Here is a 17,044-nt window from a genome sequence, read left to right as displayed (position 1 = left end):
AAAGCACTTAGTGGAAAGCTTTTAGTGGAAAAGAATACCGAAATCGAATTGCGGCTGCTGATCGAGGCGATCTACCTCAAATACAGCTATGACTTTCGTGACTACTCTGGCGCGTCGATCAAGCGCCGGGTCGCACATGCGTTGGCTCAATTCGAATGCGCGACTATCTCGGCGCTGCAGGAAAAGGTCCTGCACGATCCGACCGCGTTCATGCAACTGCTGCAATTGCTGACGATTCCGGTCAGCGAGATGTTCCGTGATCCTTCGCACTTCCTGGCGATCCGTCAGGAAGTGGTGCCGCTGCTCAAGACTTATCCGTCGATCAAGATCTGGATCGCCGGGTGCAGCACTGGCGAAGAGGTCTATTCGATGGCGATCCTGTTGCGTGAAGAGGGTTTGCTCGATCGCACCATCATCTACGCCACTGACATCAATCCGCGTTCGCTGGAGAAGGCCAAACAGGGGATTTTCTCCATGGAGAACGTCCGCGCCTACACTGCTAACTACCAGCAGGCCGGTGGCCAGCGCTCGTTTGCCGACTACTACACGGCAGCGTACGGTTACGCGATTTTCGACAAGACATTGTGCGAAAACGTGACGTTCGCCGACCACAGCCTGGCAACCGACAGTGTCTTTTCAGAGACTCAATTAATTTCGTGCCGTAATGTGATGATTTACTTCAATAAAAAGCTTCAGGATCGTGCATTTGGTTTGTTCCATGAATCCCTGTGCCATCGTGGCTTCCTGGTGTTGGGCAGCAAGGAAACCCCGGATTTCTCGGCATTCGGCAAACAGTTCGAGCCTTTGGTCAAACAAGAACGGATCTACCGTAAATCATGAACAACGAAGCCGGTTTGCCGACCGTAGAGGCTATCGTGATTGGCGCCTCGGCCGGTGGAGTCGAGGCGCTGCTGAACATCCTCAGCCCGCTGCGCGAAGGCTTTGTGCTGCCGATCATCGTGGTACTGCATTTGCCTGACGAACGCCGCAGCCAACTGGCCGAGGTGTTTGCGCGGCGAGTGGCGCTGCCGGTTCTGGAGGCGGTCGACAAGACACTGGTCGAGGCCGGAACCCTGTATTTCGCCGCGCCGGGCTATCACCTCTCGGTGGAGCAGGACCGCAGTTTCTCGTTGAGCCTGGAAGACCGCGTGCACTACTCGCGGCCGGCCATCGATTTCCTCTTTGAATCTGCCGCCGACGCCTACGGGCCGGCGCTGGCCGCCGTGCTGCTGACCGGCGCCAACCGTGATGGCGCCAACGGGCTGGCCCAGGTCAAGCACCGTGGCGGATTTACCGTCGTGCAAGACCCGGACGAAGCCCAGGTTTCAACCATGCCCCAAGCGGCGCTGGACTTGCATCAACCTGACCACATTCTCCCTATACGCGGCATCGGCCGTCTGCTTGTCGAGCTGGAACGAATAGCATGCTGAGTAACATCCAAGCCAAACTGCTGATCGTCGACGATCTGCCGGAAAACCTGCTGGCTCTAGAAGCGCTGATCAAGCGTGAAGATCGCATGGTCTATAAAGCGCTGTCGGCCGACGAGGCCTTGTCGCTGTTGCTGCAACACGAATTTGCCATGGCCATTCTCGACGTGCAGATGCCGGGCATGAACGGCTTCGAACTGGCCGAATTGATGCGTGGCACAGAAAAGACCAAGAACATCCCGATCGTGTTTGTCAGTGCCGCCGGGCGTGAGTTGAACTACGCGTTCAAAGGCTACGAAAGCGGTGCCGTGGACTTCCTGCACAAGCCGCTGGATATCCACGCGGTCAAGAGCAAGGTCAATGTGTTCGTCGACCTGTATCGCCAGAGCAAGGCCATGAAGCAACAGGTCGAAGCGCTGGAGCAGAGCCGCCGCGAACAGGAGGCGCTGCTGAAGAAATTGCAGGCCACCCAGAATGAACTGGAGCAAGCGGTGCGTATGCGCGATGACTTCATGTCCATCGTCGCCCACGAAGTGCGCACGCCGCTCAACGGCCTGATCCTCGAAACCCAGTTGCGCAAGATGCACTTGGCCCGGGACAACGCCTCAGCGTTCACCCTGGACAAGATGCACGCCATGGTCGAGCGGGATGAACGCCAGATCAAAAGCCTGATCCGCCTGATCGAAGACATGCTCGATGTGTCGCGGATTCGTACAGGCAAGCTGTCGATCCGGCCGAGCCGCTTTGACCTGGTGAAGCTGGTGGCCAACCTGCTGCAAAACTTTGCGCCACAATTCGATGCCGCTGAGTCCACGGTGACGTTTACCGCCGATGCGCCCGTGGAAGGGCCGTGGGACGAGTTCCGCATCGAGCAGGTGATTTCCAACCTGCTGACCAACGCCTTGCGTTATGGCGGCAAAGGTCCGATTGATGTGCGGGTGTACAGTCACGAGGGCCAGGCCCGGGTCGAGGTTCAGGACCGTGGCATTGGCATCAGTGAAGAAAACCAGAAGCGTATTTTTCAACAGTTCGAACGGGTTTCCGCCAAGACCGTGGTCGCGGGACTTGGGCTGGGACTGTTTATTTCCGAACAAATCGTTGCCGCCCATGGCGGATCCATCGTCGTCGAGAGCAAAATCAACGAAGGCGCCTTATTTCGCGTTTGTCTGCCGTTGTAGGAAAGCAGCCAGATAAACGCAACCTCTGATCGACCTCACGGTCGTATCAGCAGCAATTGACCGAACAAAGGCTTCCCATGAGTGAAGATGCGCAAGATGTAGTACTCATTGTCGAGGACGATCCCTCGATTTTGATGGTGTTGTCTGCCTATCTATCGGGCGAGGGTTATCGGGTCTTGCAGGCCGAAAACGGCGAGCAAGCCTTCGAGATCCTTGCCAGCAAACCGCACCTGGACATGATGATCACCGACTTCCGCCTGCCTGGCGGGATCTCCGGCGTGCAGATCGCCGAGCCGGCGGTCAAGCTCCGACCGGAGCTCAAAGTGATTTTCATCAGCGGTTATCCGCAGGAAATCCGCGAGACCGACAGCCCGATTACCCGCAAGGCGCCGATCCTTGGCAAGCCGTTTGATCTGGATGTGTTACAGGAATTGATGCAGCAGATGCTGTCCTGAGCACAGGGTAAGGTTTACTGGTGATGGCGTCCTTGAGGCCGCCTTCGCGAGCAAGCTTCGCTCCTACAAGGACGTGCAGGCGCCTTCGCGGGCAAGGACGTGCAGCCCCTGTAGGAGCGAGGCTTGCCCGCGAAGGCATTCTTCAAAGCACCATCGCCAGTAAGCCGCGCTACACAGGGCATTTCAGATCCGGATCATCTCCCGCACCTTCGCTGTCAACAGATCGAAGGTAAACGGCTTGGTGATCATCTGCATGCCCGGGTCGAGGAAACCACCGCGCACTGCTGCGTGCTCGGCATACCCGGTAATGAACAAGACTTTGAGATCCGGCCGGTACTGACGGCCGATTTCCGCGAGCTGCCGGCCATTCATCCCGGGCAACCCGACGTCGCTGATCAGTAGATCAATGCGCTGGGCGGAATCGAGAATCGGCACTGCACTGTCGGCATCCCCAGCCTCGACAAACGCATAGCCCAACTCGCTCAACACCGCACTCACCAACACCCGCACCGCCGGATCGTCCTCGACGATCAGCACCGTCTCGCCGTCCTGGGCGTAAGGCGTCTGCTGGACTTCCATCATGGGATCCTGCGCCAGGTTGCCGCTGTAACGCGGCAGGTACAGGTTGACGGTGGTGCCCCGGTCGACCTCGCTGTTGATGGTGACATGGCCTCGGGACTGTTTACTGAACCCGTAAATCATCGACAAGCCGAGTCCGGTGCCCTGGCCGATGGGTTTAGTCGTGAAGAACGGATCAAACGCCCGGCTGATGGTGCTTTGCGGCATGCCGCAGCCAGTGTCAGTGACGCTCAGCACCACGTAGTCCCCGGGTTGGAGATTGCCGTGGGCTTCGGTAAAACCGGTGTCCAAGTGCTGATTGAAGGATTTCACCACCAACTTGCCGCCGTTTGGCATCGCGTCGCGGGCATTCAGCACCAGGTTGAGCAGGGCGCTTTCCAGTTGATTGGGGTCGGCTTCGGCGACCCACAGTTGTTCGCTCAACTGCATGTCCAACTGAATACTCTCGTTGATGCTGCGTTCCAGCAACTCGCCCATCGACCTCACCAAGGTGTTCATCACAACCGGTTTGGAGTCCAGCGACTGGCGTCGGGAAAACGCCAGCAAGCGGTGAGTCAGGCCGGCCGCTCGGTTGGCCGAAGTCACGCCCAAGTCAATCAGGCTGTCGAGGTCTTCGGTGCGCCCGCGAGCCAAGCGTCGGCGCAACAACTCCAGGCTGCCGATGATCCCGGTCAGCATGTTGTTGAAGTCGTGAGCGATGCCGCCGGTCAACTGGCCAACGGCCTCCATTTTCTGTGACTGGCGCAGCGCTTCTTCGTTATTGCGCAGCTCGGCGGTGCGCTCCTCGACCTGTTGCTCAAGGGTTTCCAGCGTGTTTTGCAGCCGCAGCTCGCTTTGGCTCAGATCGATCAGCCGGTCCCTGGCTTCATACTGTCGTCGGCGCCCGCGCAACGCGGTGGTCACCAGACTGATCAACGTCACCGGATGGAAAGGTCGCTCTAGAAAGGTCACGTTACCCAGTTGCGGACCATAACGAGAGGCGGGGTTCTGTTCCGGGCCGCCGTGGTACGTCAGCAACACAATCGGCAAATCTGACCAAGCCGGTTGTTGTTCTATCAAGCCAAGCAACGGCTCCAGATCGCCGCCGAGTAATGCCTCGGAAGAGATCAGCAACAGGCCGGCACCTTTCTCGAGTTCACTGCACAAACCCGGCAGGTCGCGGCTGATTACACCGTCGTAGCCCGCTTCATTGAGCATCATCAGTGCAATCTGGCTGTCGCGCCCCAGCGGCGCGAGAATGATCGCGCGCTCGGAGGTCGCCGCCAGCGCAGTCATTGCTTGTCGTCCTTGAGCAGCGGATTGCTTGCGCCCAGGTAGGTCGGCACTCCACGCAACACACCCTGGAACGCGTCCAGCGGTTCGCCGATGGTCATGCCCTGGCTGCTGATGCGGTATTCGCGGATGGTTGATTCATGGCTGCCGGTACGTTTCTTGATGATAGAGATGGCCCGGCGCACTTTGCCCAAGGCTTCGAAGTAGCGCAGCAAAATGACCGTGTCGGCCAGGTAGGTGATGTCCACCGGCGCCTGCATGTCGCCGACCAGCCCGTGTTGGGCAACGGTCATGAACGTCGCGGCGCCTCGGCGATTGAGGTACAGCAGCAACTCGTGCATGTGCAGCACCAGCGCGTTTTCCTCAGGCATCGCGGCTTGATAGCCGTTGATGCTGTCGATGACCACGGTCTTGATATTGCGCTCATCGACGCAGCGGCGAACCCGGTGGGAAAACTCGCCGGGGGACAGTTCAGCCGCATCTACTTGTTCGATCAGCAAGTTGCCGGTGTCTTGCAGCGCCTGTAGGTCGATGCCCATGTTTTTCATGCGCTCGAACAGCAAGCCCAGTTCTTCATCGAAGATAAACAGTGCCGCTTTCTCGCCCCGGGCGACGGCCGCAGCGGCGAAGATCATCGAGATCAGCGACTTGCCGGTACCGGCCGGGCCGAGAATCAAGGTGCTGGAGCCGGTTTCGATACCGCCGCCGAGCAGGGCGTCCATTTCCTTGATGCCACTGGTCAATTGCTGGCGCACGTAGCCGCCACGGTGTTCGGCCGCAACTAAACGCGGGAACACGTGGATACCGTCGCCCATGATGGTGAAGTCATGGTAGCCGCCACGGTATTTCTGCCCGCGGTATTTCACCACGCGAATGCGTCGGCGTTCGGCGCCGTAGTTCGGAGTCAACTCTTCAAGGCGAATCACCCCGTGGGCGACGCTGTGCACGGTCTTGTCGAGGGACTCGGTGGTCAAGTCATCGAGCAGCACCACGGTGGCGTCATAGCGCACGAAGTAGTGTTTGATGGCGAGGATTTGCCGGCGATAGCGCAGTGAGCTTTGGGCCAGCAGGCGAATTTCTGAAAGGCTGTCGAGTACTACACGGGTCGGCTTGACCCGCTCGACCACTTCGAAAATCTGCTTGGTCGCTTCGCCCAGTTCCAGGTCCGAGGAGTACAGCAAACTTTGCTGGTGCTCGGCGTTGAGCAGGCTTTCCGGGGGCGTCAGCTCAAAGATATGGATGTTTTCATCCAGCTCCCAACCGTGGGACAACGCGCCTTGGCGCAGCTCCCGTTCGGTTTCTGACAGAGTGATGTACAACGAGCGCTCGCCGGCTCGGGCGCCGGCAAGGAGAAAATGCAACGCGACGGTGGTTTTACCGGTTCCCGGCTCACCCTCCAGCAGAAACACATGTCCGCGGGACAACCCACCGGCCAGGATGTCATCCAGACCTTCGATGCCGGTGGCGGCTTTTGCACTGAACAACTCGTTAGATGTAGACAAAAAAAGCCCTCTCATGACTAGGGGAAGCGAGGCAGCAGGCCTGAAGTGCCTGAATTGACTGCCTGTTTCTCTTGACCCTTGGCCGAGACGACGGTTCAAACCTTTTTTTCCGGGACCACCAACACCTATCGACACGTATCTTGTAGGAGCAAAGCTTGCTCGCGATGGCGATCTCAGGAACGCCATCGCAGGCAAGCCGTGCTCCTACAGGGCGTGGGTGATCTTTTAAAGACCCTGCTGCAACGCCGGATCATCCGGGTTCATTTGCTCCAGTTGCGCCAGCAGAATCTGCACGTTCTGCAACTGTCCGCTTTCCGTCCAGTAATTGATCAGTAACACCCGCGCCTTGCGGTCGGCAGGGTGGCGCTGGACGATTTCCTGCAGCTGCTTTTGCGCCGCTTCCAGCTCTTCCTCGCTGTGCAGCGTGGTGGCCAAGTCGTAGCGGTATTCCTTGTTGTCCGGCTCCAGCTCAACCGCTTTCGACAGGCCGAGCACGGCGAATTCACTCTGCCCGTGGTGCAGCAACCAGAGCCCGAGCGCATGTTGCAGGTAGGCTGAGTCCGGCTGGGCCTTCAGCTGTTTGGCCAGCAACTGGCGAGCGGCATCGCTTTGGCCTTGCTTGTCCAGCACTTCGATTTGCATCACCAGCGCCGGCAGATTGCCGGGCTCAAGCTGCAAGGTGCCCTCCAGCGCCAGTTGCGCTTCTTTCAACTCAGCATTGTGCAAATACAGCCGCGCCAGTTGGTAGTGAGTATTGGCGCTTTCGGGCTCGTCCTTGAGGACCTGTTCCCAAGCATCGATGGCCTGCTGCAACGGCGCGAAATACAAGCCCAGGTCATCCGGCGACAAACCCAACAGCGCGTTGACGGCGGCAAAGCGCACCGTCTGCTCACTGTCGTCGAGCAAGGGACCGAGCAGCAGACTGCGCTGCCCGCCGGGAACCAGGCCGACCACGCTTTTGATCGCCGCGATCCGCACATCCACCGAAGTGTTTTGCAAATCGGTGCCGGCCAGTTTCAGGGCTTGCGGGCTGGGGTAGTTCGGCAGTTCGGCGAGCAGCCAGATGCGACGTTTGGCCGACAAGTCAGGACGGCCCAATTGCTGGTAGAGCACCCGAGCCGCACCCGGTTGACCGGCGCGCGCCTGGGCCAGCGCTTCGCTGTAGCCATGTTTGATCGCCTCCGGCACCACGGGCGTGGTACTGCGCAGGAAAAACCAGGCGAGGGCAACGGCAAACAGGACGCAGAGGCTGATAAGCAGGTAGCGGCGGGACTGGGGCATGCACGGATCCGGGAGCTGGCGAGCTTTTGCAAAGCCGTCAGCTTCGGTCAGGCGCGGCGTCGAGTCAAACCCTGGCTCAGTTCAAAACGTACTCGACAGGCTCCAGGGCTGGCGGCAAATCGGTTTGGCCCAACGCGGCCAGCACTTCGCGCTCCAGCGTACGCAATATCGCGTTACACGGTAAATCGTTTTCATCGAAGCCGAACGGGTCTTCGAGGTCGTCGCCGATCTCGTCGAGGCCGAAAAAGGTGTAACTGACGATGGCGGTGAACACCGGCGTCAGCCATCCCAGCGGTTCGGCCATGGCAAACGGCAACAAGATGCAAAACAGGTAAATGGTGCGGTGCAGCAGCAGGGTGTAAGGGAAGGGCAGTGGCGTGCTTTTGATCCGCTCGCAACTGGCCTGGACCTGGCTCAGGCTGACCAGCCGCGACTCGAGTTGGGTGTAGCGCCATTCGCTGATGCGGCCGAGCTCGGCGAGTTCCGAGCAGCGCGCGCCGATTCGCTGCAACAAGGCGTCGGGGATGTTCGGGTGTTGATGATCGATGGGGTCGGGCGTCCAGGGCGCGACGGCTTGACGTTCACTTTCAAAGCGCAGGCGGGCAACCAGTCCATGGGCGAAGCCGCAGAGTTCACGCAACAGCAGTTCGCGTTCATCGGCGTCCATCAAGCCTTGTGTCTGGCGGATCAGCGAGCGCACCTCGATGATCAACTGGCCCAATTGCTTGCGACCCTCCCACCAACGGTCATAGCAGGCGTTGTTGCGAAAGCTCATGAAGATCGACAGCGACAAACCCAGCAGCGTGAACGGCGTGGCGCTGACCTTGGAGAAGGAGTCCGGGTGCCAGGTTTCCACCAGCACAATCACCGAGGCGAGCAGGGTCACTAAAAGACTGCGCAAGGCAATGCGCTTGGCAATCGAGCCTTTAAGGGAAAACAGGATGCCGATCAGGTTCGGCTTGGGACGCACGATCATGGGTAAGGCTTATTCAAAGACGCTTTCGCAGCGATTCAAGCCTAGGGGGCCAGTGCGCTTCTGTCCAATTGCTATGGCTGACGGGGTTATCGAGCGCATCTATCGAAAACAGGTGGCTCATCGGCGAAATTGCCTACGACTTCTGTCGACTTTGAAACCTGTCGAGGTCTTGATGCAGTGACTACGCTTGCTTGAGATGACTCAATGAGTGCGCCCATGCAACCGCTGCTTCAATACTTCAGGATGATGCTCAACCCCGGCCAAGGGGTGTTGCTGTTTGCCCTGAGAACCATCTCGGCCGGGTTGCTGACGTTGTACCTGGCATTTGTGTTCGACCTCGACCAACCCAAGTGGTCGATCATGGCAGTGGTCATCGTCAGTCAGCCATTGGGCGGCATGGCCTTGGCCCGAAGCTTCGGCCAAGTGATCGGCACCACCATGGGCGCGGCGGTCGCGGTGTTGATCATGGCGATTTTCCCCCAGGCGCCGTTGCCTTTCATTATTACCCTGGCCTTGTGGCTGGCGCTGTGTACCGCTGGCGGCACCTTGTTGCGCTACACCAGTTCCCAGGCGTTTGTGCTCAGCGGCTATACGGCGGTGGTGGTCGCGCTGCTGTCGGTGCCGGACCAGGACGGCACGTTCCTGCTCGCGGTAACGCGGGTGACCGAAACCTTGTTGGCCGTCGCTTGCGTATGCGTGGTCAGCTTGCTGACCGCGCGACCGGAGACGGTGGCCCGCAACTATTTCGCCAAGGTCGATCAGGTGATCAAGCTGTTGGCGACCCACGCGGCGGCGGTGATTCGTACTGAGGAAAGCGAAGCCGATTTCCATCGTCGACAGATGCAACTGCTGGGTGAGATCAGCGCGCTGGAAGGGTTGCGCAGGCATTTGTACTTCGACGCGCCACGGCTGCGCAGTGCCAATAGCCTGGTGCAGTTGCTGGGCAATCAGCTGGTGTTGCTGACCTCACGGCTGACGGCGTTGCGTCACCAGCGGGAGTTATTGGCCGAGCGCTGGCAAGGCGCATTGCCCGTGGACATACAGGCATTGCGTGCCGAAGAGCTGGCCTTTCTCGATGAACTGGCGGTGCAGGGGCGCTCGCTGTCGCCCGAAGCTCGCCAGCATTTCGTCGCGCTGCAACAACGGTTCGATAACCTGGCTTATAAGGCCGAGCAACTGACCGAAACCATGACCGCCACTTTGCGCTCTCTGGCCTGGGCACTGCGGTGGGAGCAAGCGCGGATGTTGCAGCAACTGGAGCAGATTCTGGAGCTGAGCGACGCGATACAGGATGGGCGCGAAGCGAGCTGCATGTTTCGCGGCCAGGAAAATCCGCTGCACCTGGATTTCACCTTGGCAGCAATGAATGCCATCCGCGCCTTTACTGCTTTGGTGGTCGCGGGCCTGATCTGGATTGAAACGGGTTGGGATGGCGCCCGTGGCGGAATGGTGCTGGTCGGCATTCTCTGCTCGCTGATGGCGACATTCCCGCGCCCGCTGCTAGCCGCCCAGGCTTATGCGAGAGGCCTGGTATTGGCATTAGTGGCTTCGGCGCTCTATCTGTTTCTGCTGTTTCCGATGATCAGTAACTTCGAATTGCTCGCGTTGCTGTTAGCGCCATTGCTGTACGCCGTGGCGGTCGGCCTGACCACGCCGGCCACCACCGGCACCGCGATTGGGCTTGGGTTGTCGACGTTTCTGCTGTTGGGGCCGCAAAACATCGGGAGCGGCCAGAACACTGCGATCCAGTGGTTCGAGTTTGCCGGCGCTTATACCTGCGCCACCGTCCTCGCGTTGAGTGTCTATGCGCTGATCTTCCCGTTCAGACCGGTGTTGCGGATGCGCCGGTTGTTCAATGAGAACTGCGAGCAGGTCTACGCCTTGATGAAGACGCCGGCCACCGATGAGCAGCAGTTTGCCTTTGAAAGCCGCATGGTCGATCGCCTGACCATGATGCTCGGCTTGCTCCCGGCGATTGAGGATCGGCGTTCCCGCGAGCTGTTCGAAGTCAGCCTCGGTTGCATGGCGCTGGGGGTGGCGTTGAATCAGCTCAGGCAGCAAGGGCAGGGCAACACCTTGCTCAGTACCGATCAACAAAATCGCTTATTGGGCGCGGTCCGTGATACCGGAAGGTTGGTCGCCGGGCGGCCCGGGATTGATGTTGAACGACTGTTGAGCATCTTGCGGGTCTTGGGCGATGAAATGGACGACCTGCACGTGGATGTCCATGAGCACCTGTGGTCGGTGTTCCGCATGCGTGTAGCGTTGCTGATCGTGGTGTCGTTTCTGCAGCGCTACCGTGACTACTTTCAACCTGCAAACGCACAAGGAGTACCGGCCCTTGCCCATTGATCTGGAAGTAGGCGGGGTCTATCTGCCGCCGATTGCCCAGGCCCTGTTGCTGGCCTTGCCGATTTTCCTGCTGCTGGATTGGTTGCTGCGGCGCTTGGGTGTGTTGCGTTTCGTCTGGCATGAAGCGCTGTTCGAAGGAGCCTTGTATGCCTGCGTTTGCGCCACGCTGATCCTGGTCATGGGAGCCTGATGCCTTGAAGAAGATCCTTGCCCGACTCGCGACTGTCGCAGTGGTGTTGCTGGCTTTCATCCTTGGCTGGTTCGCCTGGGAACATTACACCCGCGCGCCCTGGACCCGGGATGCACGGGTGCGTGCGGATGTGGTGACGTTGTCGGCCGACGTGGCGGGGCGCATCGTCAGCCTGGGCGTGCAGGACAACCAACATGTGGAGAAAGGCCAGTTATTGCTGGAGATCGATCCGGCGCGCTACAGCCTGGCGGTGGAGCGGGCCAAGCGTTCGGTGGAAGTGTCGAAAGCGACCCTCGGCCAATCACAGGCTTCGATTGTCTCCAGCGAAGCCTTGCTTAAGCAGCGTCAAAGCGAAGAGCAGCGGCGGCGCAAGTTGAAACTGGGGTTCGCGATCTCCGGCGAGGAGTGGGAAAAATCCAGTACCGAAGTCGCCGTGGCCCAGGCCGAGTTGCTGCGCAACCAGGCCAATCTCGGTCTGGCGCAGGCGAATGTGCAATTGGCGATCGCCGCGTTGACCCAGGCCGAACTCGATTTGCAGCGCACTCGGGTCGAAGCGCCGGTCAGTGGTTATGTCACCAACCTGCTGACCCGTCAGGGTGATTACGCCACGGCCGGCGGTGCGTTGTTGGCGCTGGTGGACAGCGATTCCTTTTATGTCAGCGGATACTTCGAAGAAACCAAGCTGCCGCGAATCGAGGAGGGCGATCGGGTGCGGATCGAGTTGATGAGCGGCGAAACCTTTGGCGGGACGGTGCAAAGCATTGCGTTCGCCATCGCCGACCGTGAAAACGCCCCCGGCGGTCGCCTGCTGGCCAGCATCAACCCCAGTTATACGTGGGTAAAACTGGCGCAAAGGGTGCCGGTGCGGATACAGATTGATGCGGACTATGCGGCCAAGAACCGGTTGCGTGCGGGTACCACGGCAACCGTCACCGTGATGGAGGGGCACCACTAAACCCCTTGTGGGAGCGGGCTTGTGTGGCGAGGGGGCTTGCCCCCGTTCGGCTGCGAAGCAGTCGTGAACAATTCACTCTGTTTGCCTGACATATCATAGTTGCAGGTTTTGGCGCCGCTTCGCGACCCAACGGGGGCAAGCCCCCTCGCCACACAAGCTTCGCTCCTACAGGGGCGGGTGTTTTCAGCAGGCAAAAAAAAGCCCCGCGACCGAATGAGACGCGGGGCCAAAAAATTTGGTTGGTTGCGGCCAACCAAAGGAGCTCTTTAAAAACCTGCTTACTTGCTGGCGACCGTCTCCGGCTGCCAGCCGCCACCGAGGGCCTTGTAGATCGCGACGATGCCGCGATACAGATCCACTTCGGCCTGGGCCTGGGAATCTTCGGCCGCCAGGCGTTCACGCTGGGCATCGAGCAGGACGAGGAAGTCCGCCGTGCCTTCGCGGTAGCGAATTTCCGCCAGATCGGCAGCGGCGCGGCTGGATTCGCTCTGACGAATCAGTGAAATCAAGCGTTGCTGACGTTTGCCGTAGTCGCTGAAAGCGTTTTCCGATTCTTCCAGGGCCAGCAGCACTTGTTGCTCGTAGGTCGCCAGGGCGCCTTCGGCTTCGGCGTCGGCACCGCGCAAACGGGCCCGCACGCTGCCCAGGTCAAATGCAGCCCAGGTGATGCTTGGGCCCAGCGCCCAGGCATTGGCTGCCGAGGAGCCGATCTGCGAACCACGCCCGGCGGTAAAGCCGAGGAAGCCGCTGAGACTGACACGCGGGAACAAATCAGCCTTGGCCACGCCGATACGGGCGGTGGCGGAAGCCAGTTTGCGTTCCGCGCTGAGGATGTCTGGGCGACGTTGCAGCAGTTCACCCGGATCACCGATCGGCAGCGCCTTGGCGATGGCTGGCAAATCTTTCGGGCTCAGGTCGACGGTCAGCTTGTCCGGACGTTCACCCAACAGGGTGGCGATACGGTTTTTCTGCCGAACCTGTTCGGCCTGCAGTTGCGGCACGCTGGCTTCTACAGAGGCCAGGCGTGCATCGGCGCGGACCACATCGAGCTGATCGCCGACGCCGGCATCACGCAGGCTGACGGTGATCTTGCTCGATTCCTGCTGGTTGTTCAGGTTGGCCAGGGCGATCTTTTCTCGCAGTTGCGCACCGCGCAGTTGACCGTAGGCGTCCACCAGTTCGGCAATCATGCTGACTTGCAGTTGGTAAAGATCGGCTTCAGCCGCTTGTTGCTCGGCGTCGCTGGATTCCAGGTTGCGCTGGATCCGGCCGAAGAGGTCCAGTTCCCACGCCATGTCCAGACCCAGGTCATAGCGTTCGCTATTCACCCGTTTGGTGGTCTGGCCAGGGATTTGGCCCTTGGCCAGGTCACTGCTGGCCCGGCTGGTGATGGTCGGCATCGCGTCGTTGCTGACGTCATCGCGAATCGCTCGCGCGGCTTTCCAGCGGGCGAAGGCGACGCGCAGATCACGGTTGCCTTGCAGCGATTGCATCACCAACTGGTTGAGGGTCGGGTCTTCAAACTGTTGCCACCAGATGCCTTCGAAACGCGAGCGGTCATAGTTCTTCTGACCGCTGGCGCCATCGGTGACGGCCGTGATATTGGCCGGCTCCGTGGCTGGGGTTTTGTAGTCCGGGCCGACGGCGCAGGCACTCAGGGCCAGTACCAGCAAGCTCGGCAGGAAGGCTTTCAGGCTCATTGTTGCGACTCCAGTTTCAGGGCCTTGGCCGCTTTGCGCGCTTCACCGCGCTCCACAAAGTTACGAATCAATACGTAGAACACTGGCGTCAGCAACAGACCGAAGAAGGTCACCCCGAGCATCCCGGAGAACACCGCCACACCCATGGCATGACGCATTTCGGCACCGGCACCGCTGGAGAAAACCAGTGGCACAACACCCATGATGAACGCGAAAGAGGTCATCAGGATCGGCCGCAGACGCAGACGGCATGCTTCGAGTACCGCAGCCAGGGGGCCGAGGCCTTCCTGCTGTTTATCCTTGGCAAACTCGACGATCAGAATCGCGTTCTTACAGGCAAGCCCCACCAGTACGATCAAGCCGATCTGGGTGAAGATGTTGTTGTCGCCTCCCGAAGCAATCACACCAGTGATGGCCGACAGCAGGGTCATCGGCACGATCAGGATCACCGCCAGTGGCAGGCTCCAGCTTTCGTATTGCGCCGCGAGCACCAGGAACGCCAGCAATACGCAGAGCGGGAACACGAACAGCGCGGTGTTGCCGGACAGAATCTGCTGGTAGGTCAGGTCGGTCCATTCGTAGGTCATGCCGTTAGGAAGTTCATCCTTGAGCAGTTTCTCGATGGCCGTCTGAGCCTGGCCGGAGCTGTAGCCTGGGGCTGCCGCACCGTTGATTTCAGCAGTGATGAAGCCGTTGTAGTGCATCACGCGGTCCGGGCCCGAGGTGTCGCTGACCTTGATGAAGGTCGCCAGCGGGATCATCTCGCCTTTGTTGTTACGCACTTTCAGCTGACCGATCTGGTCCGGTTCGAGGCGGAACTGTTGCTCGGCCTGAACGTTGACCTGGTAAGTACGACCGAAGCGGTTGAAGTCGTTGGCATACAGCGAGCCCAGGTAAATCTGCAGGGTGTCGAAGATGTCGCTGACGGCCACGCCGTGGGTCTTGGCTTTCTCACGGTCGATAGCGGCATCGACCTGCGGCACGTTCACGGTGTAGCTAGTGAACAGGGCGGCCAGTTCCGGCACGTTGTGGCTCTTGGTAATGATGTTCATGGTTTCTTTGTACAGCTCGTCGTAGCCCAGGTTGCCCCGGTCTTCGATCTGCAGGCGGAAACCACCGATGGTGCCCAAGCCTTGTACTGGCGGCGGCGGGAAGATCGCCATGTAGGCTTCTTCGATCCCGGCGAACTTGCCGTTCAATGCACCGGCAATCGCACCGGCGGACATGCTCGGGTCTTTACGCTCGTCGAACGGTTTCAGCGTCACGAACACGATGCCGGCGTTCGGGCTGTTGGTGAAGCCGTTGATCGACAGGCCAGGGAAGGCCACCGCACTTTCCACGCCAGGCTGTTTCAAGGCCAGGTCGGACATGCGTTTGATCACGTCTTCGGTACGGTCCAGGCTCGAGGCATCCGGCAATTGCGCGAAGGCCACCAGGTATTGCTTGTCCTGGCCGGGTACGAAACCGGTCGGGGTATTGGCGAAACCGAAGAAGGTCAGCACCATCAGGCCAGCGTACAAGAGCAGGGCGATACCGCTGCTGCGGATAACCCGGCCGACGGTGCCGACGTAGCCATGACTGGCCTTTTCAAAGAAGCGGTTGAACGGACGGAACAACCAGCCACCGAAGATCTTGTCGAGCACCTTGGAGAAACGGTCTTTCGGAGCGTCGTGGCTCTTGAGCAACACCGCAGCCAATGCTGGCGACAGGGTCAGCGAGTTGAAGGCCGAGATCACGGTCGAAATCGCGATGGTCAGGGCGAACTGCTTATAGAACTGCCCGGTCAACCCGGAGATAAAGGCTGCCGGGATAAAAACAGCACACAACACCAGTGCCGTGGCGATGATCGGGCCAGTTACTTCACGCATGGCGCGCTTGGTGGCTTCGACAGGCGTTAGCCCAAGCTCGATGTTGCGCTCGACGTTCTCCACCACCACGATGGCGTCGTCCACCACGATACCGATGGCCAGTACCAGTCCGAATAGCGAGAGGGCGTTCAGCGAGAAGCCGAACAGGTGCATCACCGCAAACGTACCGATCAACGAAACCGGCACCGCCACCAACGGAATGATCGAGGCGCGCCAGGTTTGCAGGAACAGAATTACTACCAAAACAACCAGGATCAGTGCTTCGAACAGGGTGTGAACCACCGCCTCGATGGAGCCGCGCACGAAGATCGTCGGGTCATAGACGATGCTGAAGTCCATGCCTTCCGGGAAGCTCTTTTTCAGTTCAGCCATCTTGTCGCGAACTTCGTTGGAGATCTGGATCGCGTTGGAGCCAGGACGCTGGAAGATCGGGATCGCTACCGCAGGCTGGTTGTTCAGCAAGGAACGCAGGGCGTATTGGCTGGAACCCAGTTCAACGCGAGCGATGTCTTTGAGGCGAGTGATTTCACCGTTGTCGCCGGAGCGAATGATGATGTTCTCGAACTCTTCCTCGGAAACCAGACGACCCTGGGTGTTAACCGACAACTGGAAGCTGGTGGCATTCGGCGCAGGAGGCGCGCCCAAGGCACCGGCAGCGACCTGACGGTTCTGCTCGCGAATGGCGTTGACCACATCGGTGGCAGTCAGGTTACGTGACGCGGTCTTGTTTGGATCGAGCCATACCCGCAAGGAGTAGTCGCCCATACCGAACAGCTGCACATCACCGACACCGCCCAGACGTGCCAGCTCATCCTTGATGTTGAGCAAGGCGTAGTTGGACAGGTAGAGCATGTCGTAGCGTTTGTCCGGCGAGGTCAAGTGGACCACCATGGTCAGGTCCGGAGAAGCCTTGTCCACGGTGATACCAATGCGCGTCACTTCCTCTGGAAGCTTCGGCTCGGTCCGGGTGACACGGTTCTGAACCTGTACCTGCGCGTTATCCAGGTCGGTACCCAGGGCGAAGGTGATGGTCAGGGTGATCTTGCCGTCGGCCGTCGACTGCGAGGACATGTACAGCATGTTCTCGACGCCGGTGATGGCTTGCTCCAGTGGAGCGGCCACGGTTTCGCCGATGACTTTAGGGTTGGCACCCGGGAAGTTGGCGCGGACCACAACGGTCGGCGGAACCACTTCCGGGTATTCGCTGATCGGCAACTGGAACAGCGAGATGGCACCGGCGATCAGGATCAGCAGCGAAAGTACCGCTGCAAAGATCGGCCGTGAAATGAAGAATTGGGAAAAATTCATC

Annotated in this window: 13 protein-coding genes; 7 read left to right on the top strand and 6 right to left on the bottom strand. The window is 59.6% G+C overall.

Annotated features, from left to right (window positions below):
• Nucleotides 1-24: 24 nt before the first annotated feature.
• From NK667_RS11670 to NK667_RS11655, 4 genes are all read left to right on the top strand, one after another.
• A complete protein-coding gene (locus NK667_RS11670) occupies nucleotides 25-840 on the top strand; it encodes a CheR family methyltransferase (RefSeq protein WP_054046205.1) in 816 nt (271 codons plus the stop codon).
• On the top strand, nucleotides 837-1,430 hold the full coding sequence (locus tag NK667_RS11665; RefSeq protein ID WP_054046203.1) for a chemotaxis protein CheB: 594 nt from the start codon (nucleotides 837-839) through the stop codon (nucleotides 1,428-1,430). The genes NK667_RS11670 and NK667_RS11665 overlap by 4 nt, the downstream gene beginning before the upstream one ends.
• Nucleotides 1,424-2,605 (top strand): hybrid sensor histidine kinase/response regulator, encoded by a 1,182-nt coding sequence (locus NK667_RS11660; RefSeq protein WP_054046200.1) that lies wholly within the window; start codon nucleotides 1,424-1,426, stop codon nucleotides 2,603-2,605. Before NK667_RS11665 ends, NK667_RS11660 begins: the two co-directional genes overlap by 7 nt.
• Nucleotides 2,606-2,682: 77 nt before the next feature.
• The gene (locus NK667_RS11655; protein ID WP_054046198.1) at nucleotides 2,683-3,060 is read left to right on the top strand and encodes a response regulator; all 378 of its coding nucleotides are present in this window, start codon (nucleotides 2,683-2,685) and stop codon (nucleotides 3,058-3,060) included.
• Nucleotides 3,061-3,243: 183 nt separating this feature from the next.
• On the opposite strand, the gene NK667_RS11650 is transcribed toward NK667_RS11655, so the two are convergent.
• The 4 genes from NK667_RS11650 to NK667_RS11635 all read right to left on the bottom strand — a co-directional run bounded on the left by NK667_RS11650 (nucleotide 3,244) and on the right by NK667_RS11635 (nucleotide 8,670).
• Nucleotides 3,244-4,914, bottom strand: coding sequence for an ATP-binding protein (locus NK667_RS11650; protein ID WP_054614817.1), 1,671 nt, complete (start codon nucleotides 4,912-4,914; stop codon nucleotides 3,244-3,246).
• Nucleotides 4,911-6,413 carry an ATPase domain-containing protein gene (locus tag NK667_RS11645; RefSeq protein WP_054614816.1) on the bottom strand — a complete coding sequence of 501 codons (1,503 nt, stop codon included), beginning with the start codon at nucleotides 6,411-6,413 and terminating at the stop codon, nucleotides 4,911-4,913. The genes NK667_RS11650 and NK667_RS11645 overlap by 4 nt, the downstream gene beginning before the upstream one ends.
• 225 nt (nucleotides 6,414-6,638) lie before the next feature.
• The gene (locus NK667_RS11640) at nucleotides 6,639-7,694 is read right to left on the bottom strand and encodes a tetratricopeptide repeat protein (RefSeq protein WP_054614815.1); all 1,056 of its coding nucleotides are present in this window, start codon (nucleotides 7,692-7,694) and stop codon (nucleotides 6,639-6,641) included.
• Nucleotides 7,695-7,770: 76 nt separating this feature from the next.
• A complete protein-coding gene (locus tag NK667_RS11635) occupies nucleotides 7,771-8,670 on the bottom strand; it encodes a bestrophin family protein (protein ID WP_054046190.1) in 900 nt (299 codons plus the stop codon).
• Between the two features lie 204 nt (nucleotides 8,671-8,874).
• Between NK667_RS11635 and NK667_RS11630 the strand changes: the two genes are divergently transcribed.
• Genes NK667_RS11630 through NK667_RS11620 form a run of 3 tightly spaced genes read left to right on the top strand, consistent with a single transcriptional unit; the run spans nucleotide 8,875 to nucleotide 12,167 of the window.
• Nucleotides 8,875-11,022, top strand: a complete 2,148-nt coding sequence (locus NK667_RS11630; protein WP_054614814.1) for an FUSC family protein — start codon at nucleotides 8,875-8,877, stop codon at nucleotides 11,020-11,022.
• On the top strand, nucleotides 11,012-11,212 hold the full coding sequence (locus tag NK667_RS11625; RefSeq protein WP_054046186.1) for a DUF1656 domain-containing protein: 201 nt from the start codon (nucleotides 11,012-11,014) through the stop codon (nucleotides 11,210-11,212). Before NK667_RS11630 ends, NK667_RS11625 begins: the two co-directional genes overlap by 11 nt.
• 4 nt (nucleotides 11,213-11,216) lie before the next feature.
• The gene (locus NK667_RS11620; RefSeq protein ID WP_054614813.1) at nucleotides 11,217-12,167 is read left to right on the top strand and encodes an HlyD family secretion protein; all 951 of its coding nucleotides are present in this window, start codon (nucleotides 11,217-11,219) and stop codon (nucleotides 12,165-12,167) included.
• A gap of 278 nt (nucleotides 12,168-12,445) precedes the next feature.
• On the opposite strand, the gene NK667_RS11615 is transcribed toward NK667_RS11620, so the two are convergent.
• Together NK667_RS11615 and NK667_RS11610 are read right to left on the bottom strand one after the other, a co-directional pair.
• Nucleotides 12,446-13,867, bottom strand: coding sequence for an efflux transporter outer membrane subunit (locus NK667_RS11615; RefSeq protein WP_054614812.1), 1,422 nt, complete (start codon nucleotides 13,865-13,867; stop codon nucleotides 12,446-12,448).
• Nucleotides 13,864-17,043: an efflux RND transporter permease subunit gene (locus NK667_RS11610; RefSeq protein ID WP_054614811.1), complete on the bottom strand. Its 3,180-nt coding sequence runs from the start codon at nucleotides 17,041-17,043 to the stop codon at nucleotides 13,864-13,866. Before NK667_RS11610 ends, NK667_RS11615 begins: the two co-directional genes overlap by 4 nt.
• Nucleotide 17,044: the final 1 nt, after the last annotated feature.

It is taken from the genome of Pseudomonas nunensis (genome assembly GCF_024296925.1).
GTDB lineage: Bacteria > Pseudomonadota > Gammaproteobacteria > Pseudomonadales > Pseudomonadaceae > Aquipseudomonas > Aquipseudomonas nunensis.
The sequence above is the reverse complement of the archived record's forward strand: the minus strand, read 5'-3'. Positions and strand labels throughout refer to the sequence as shown.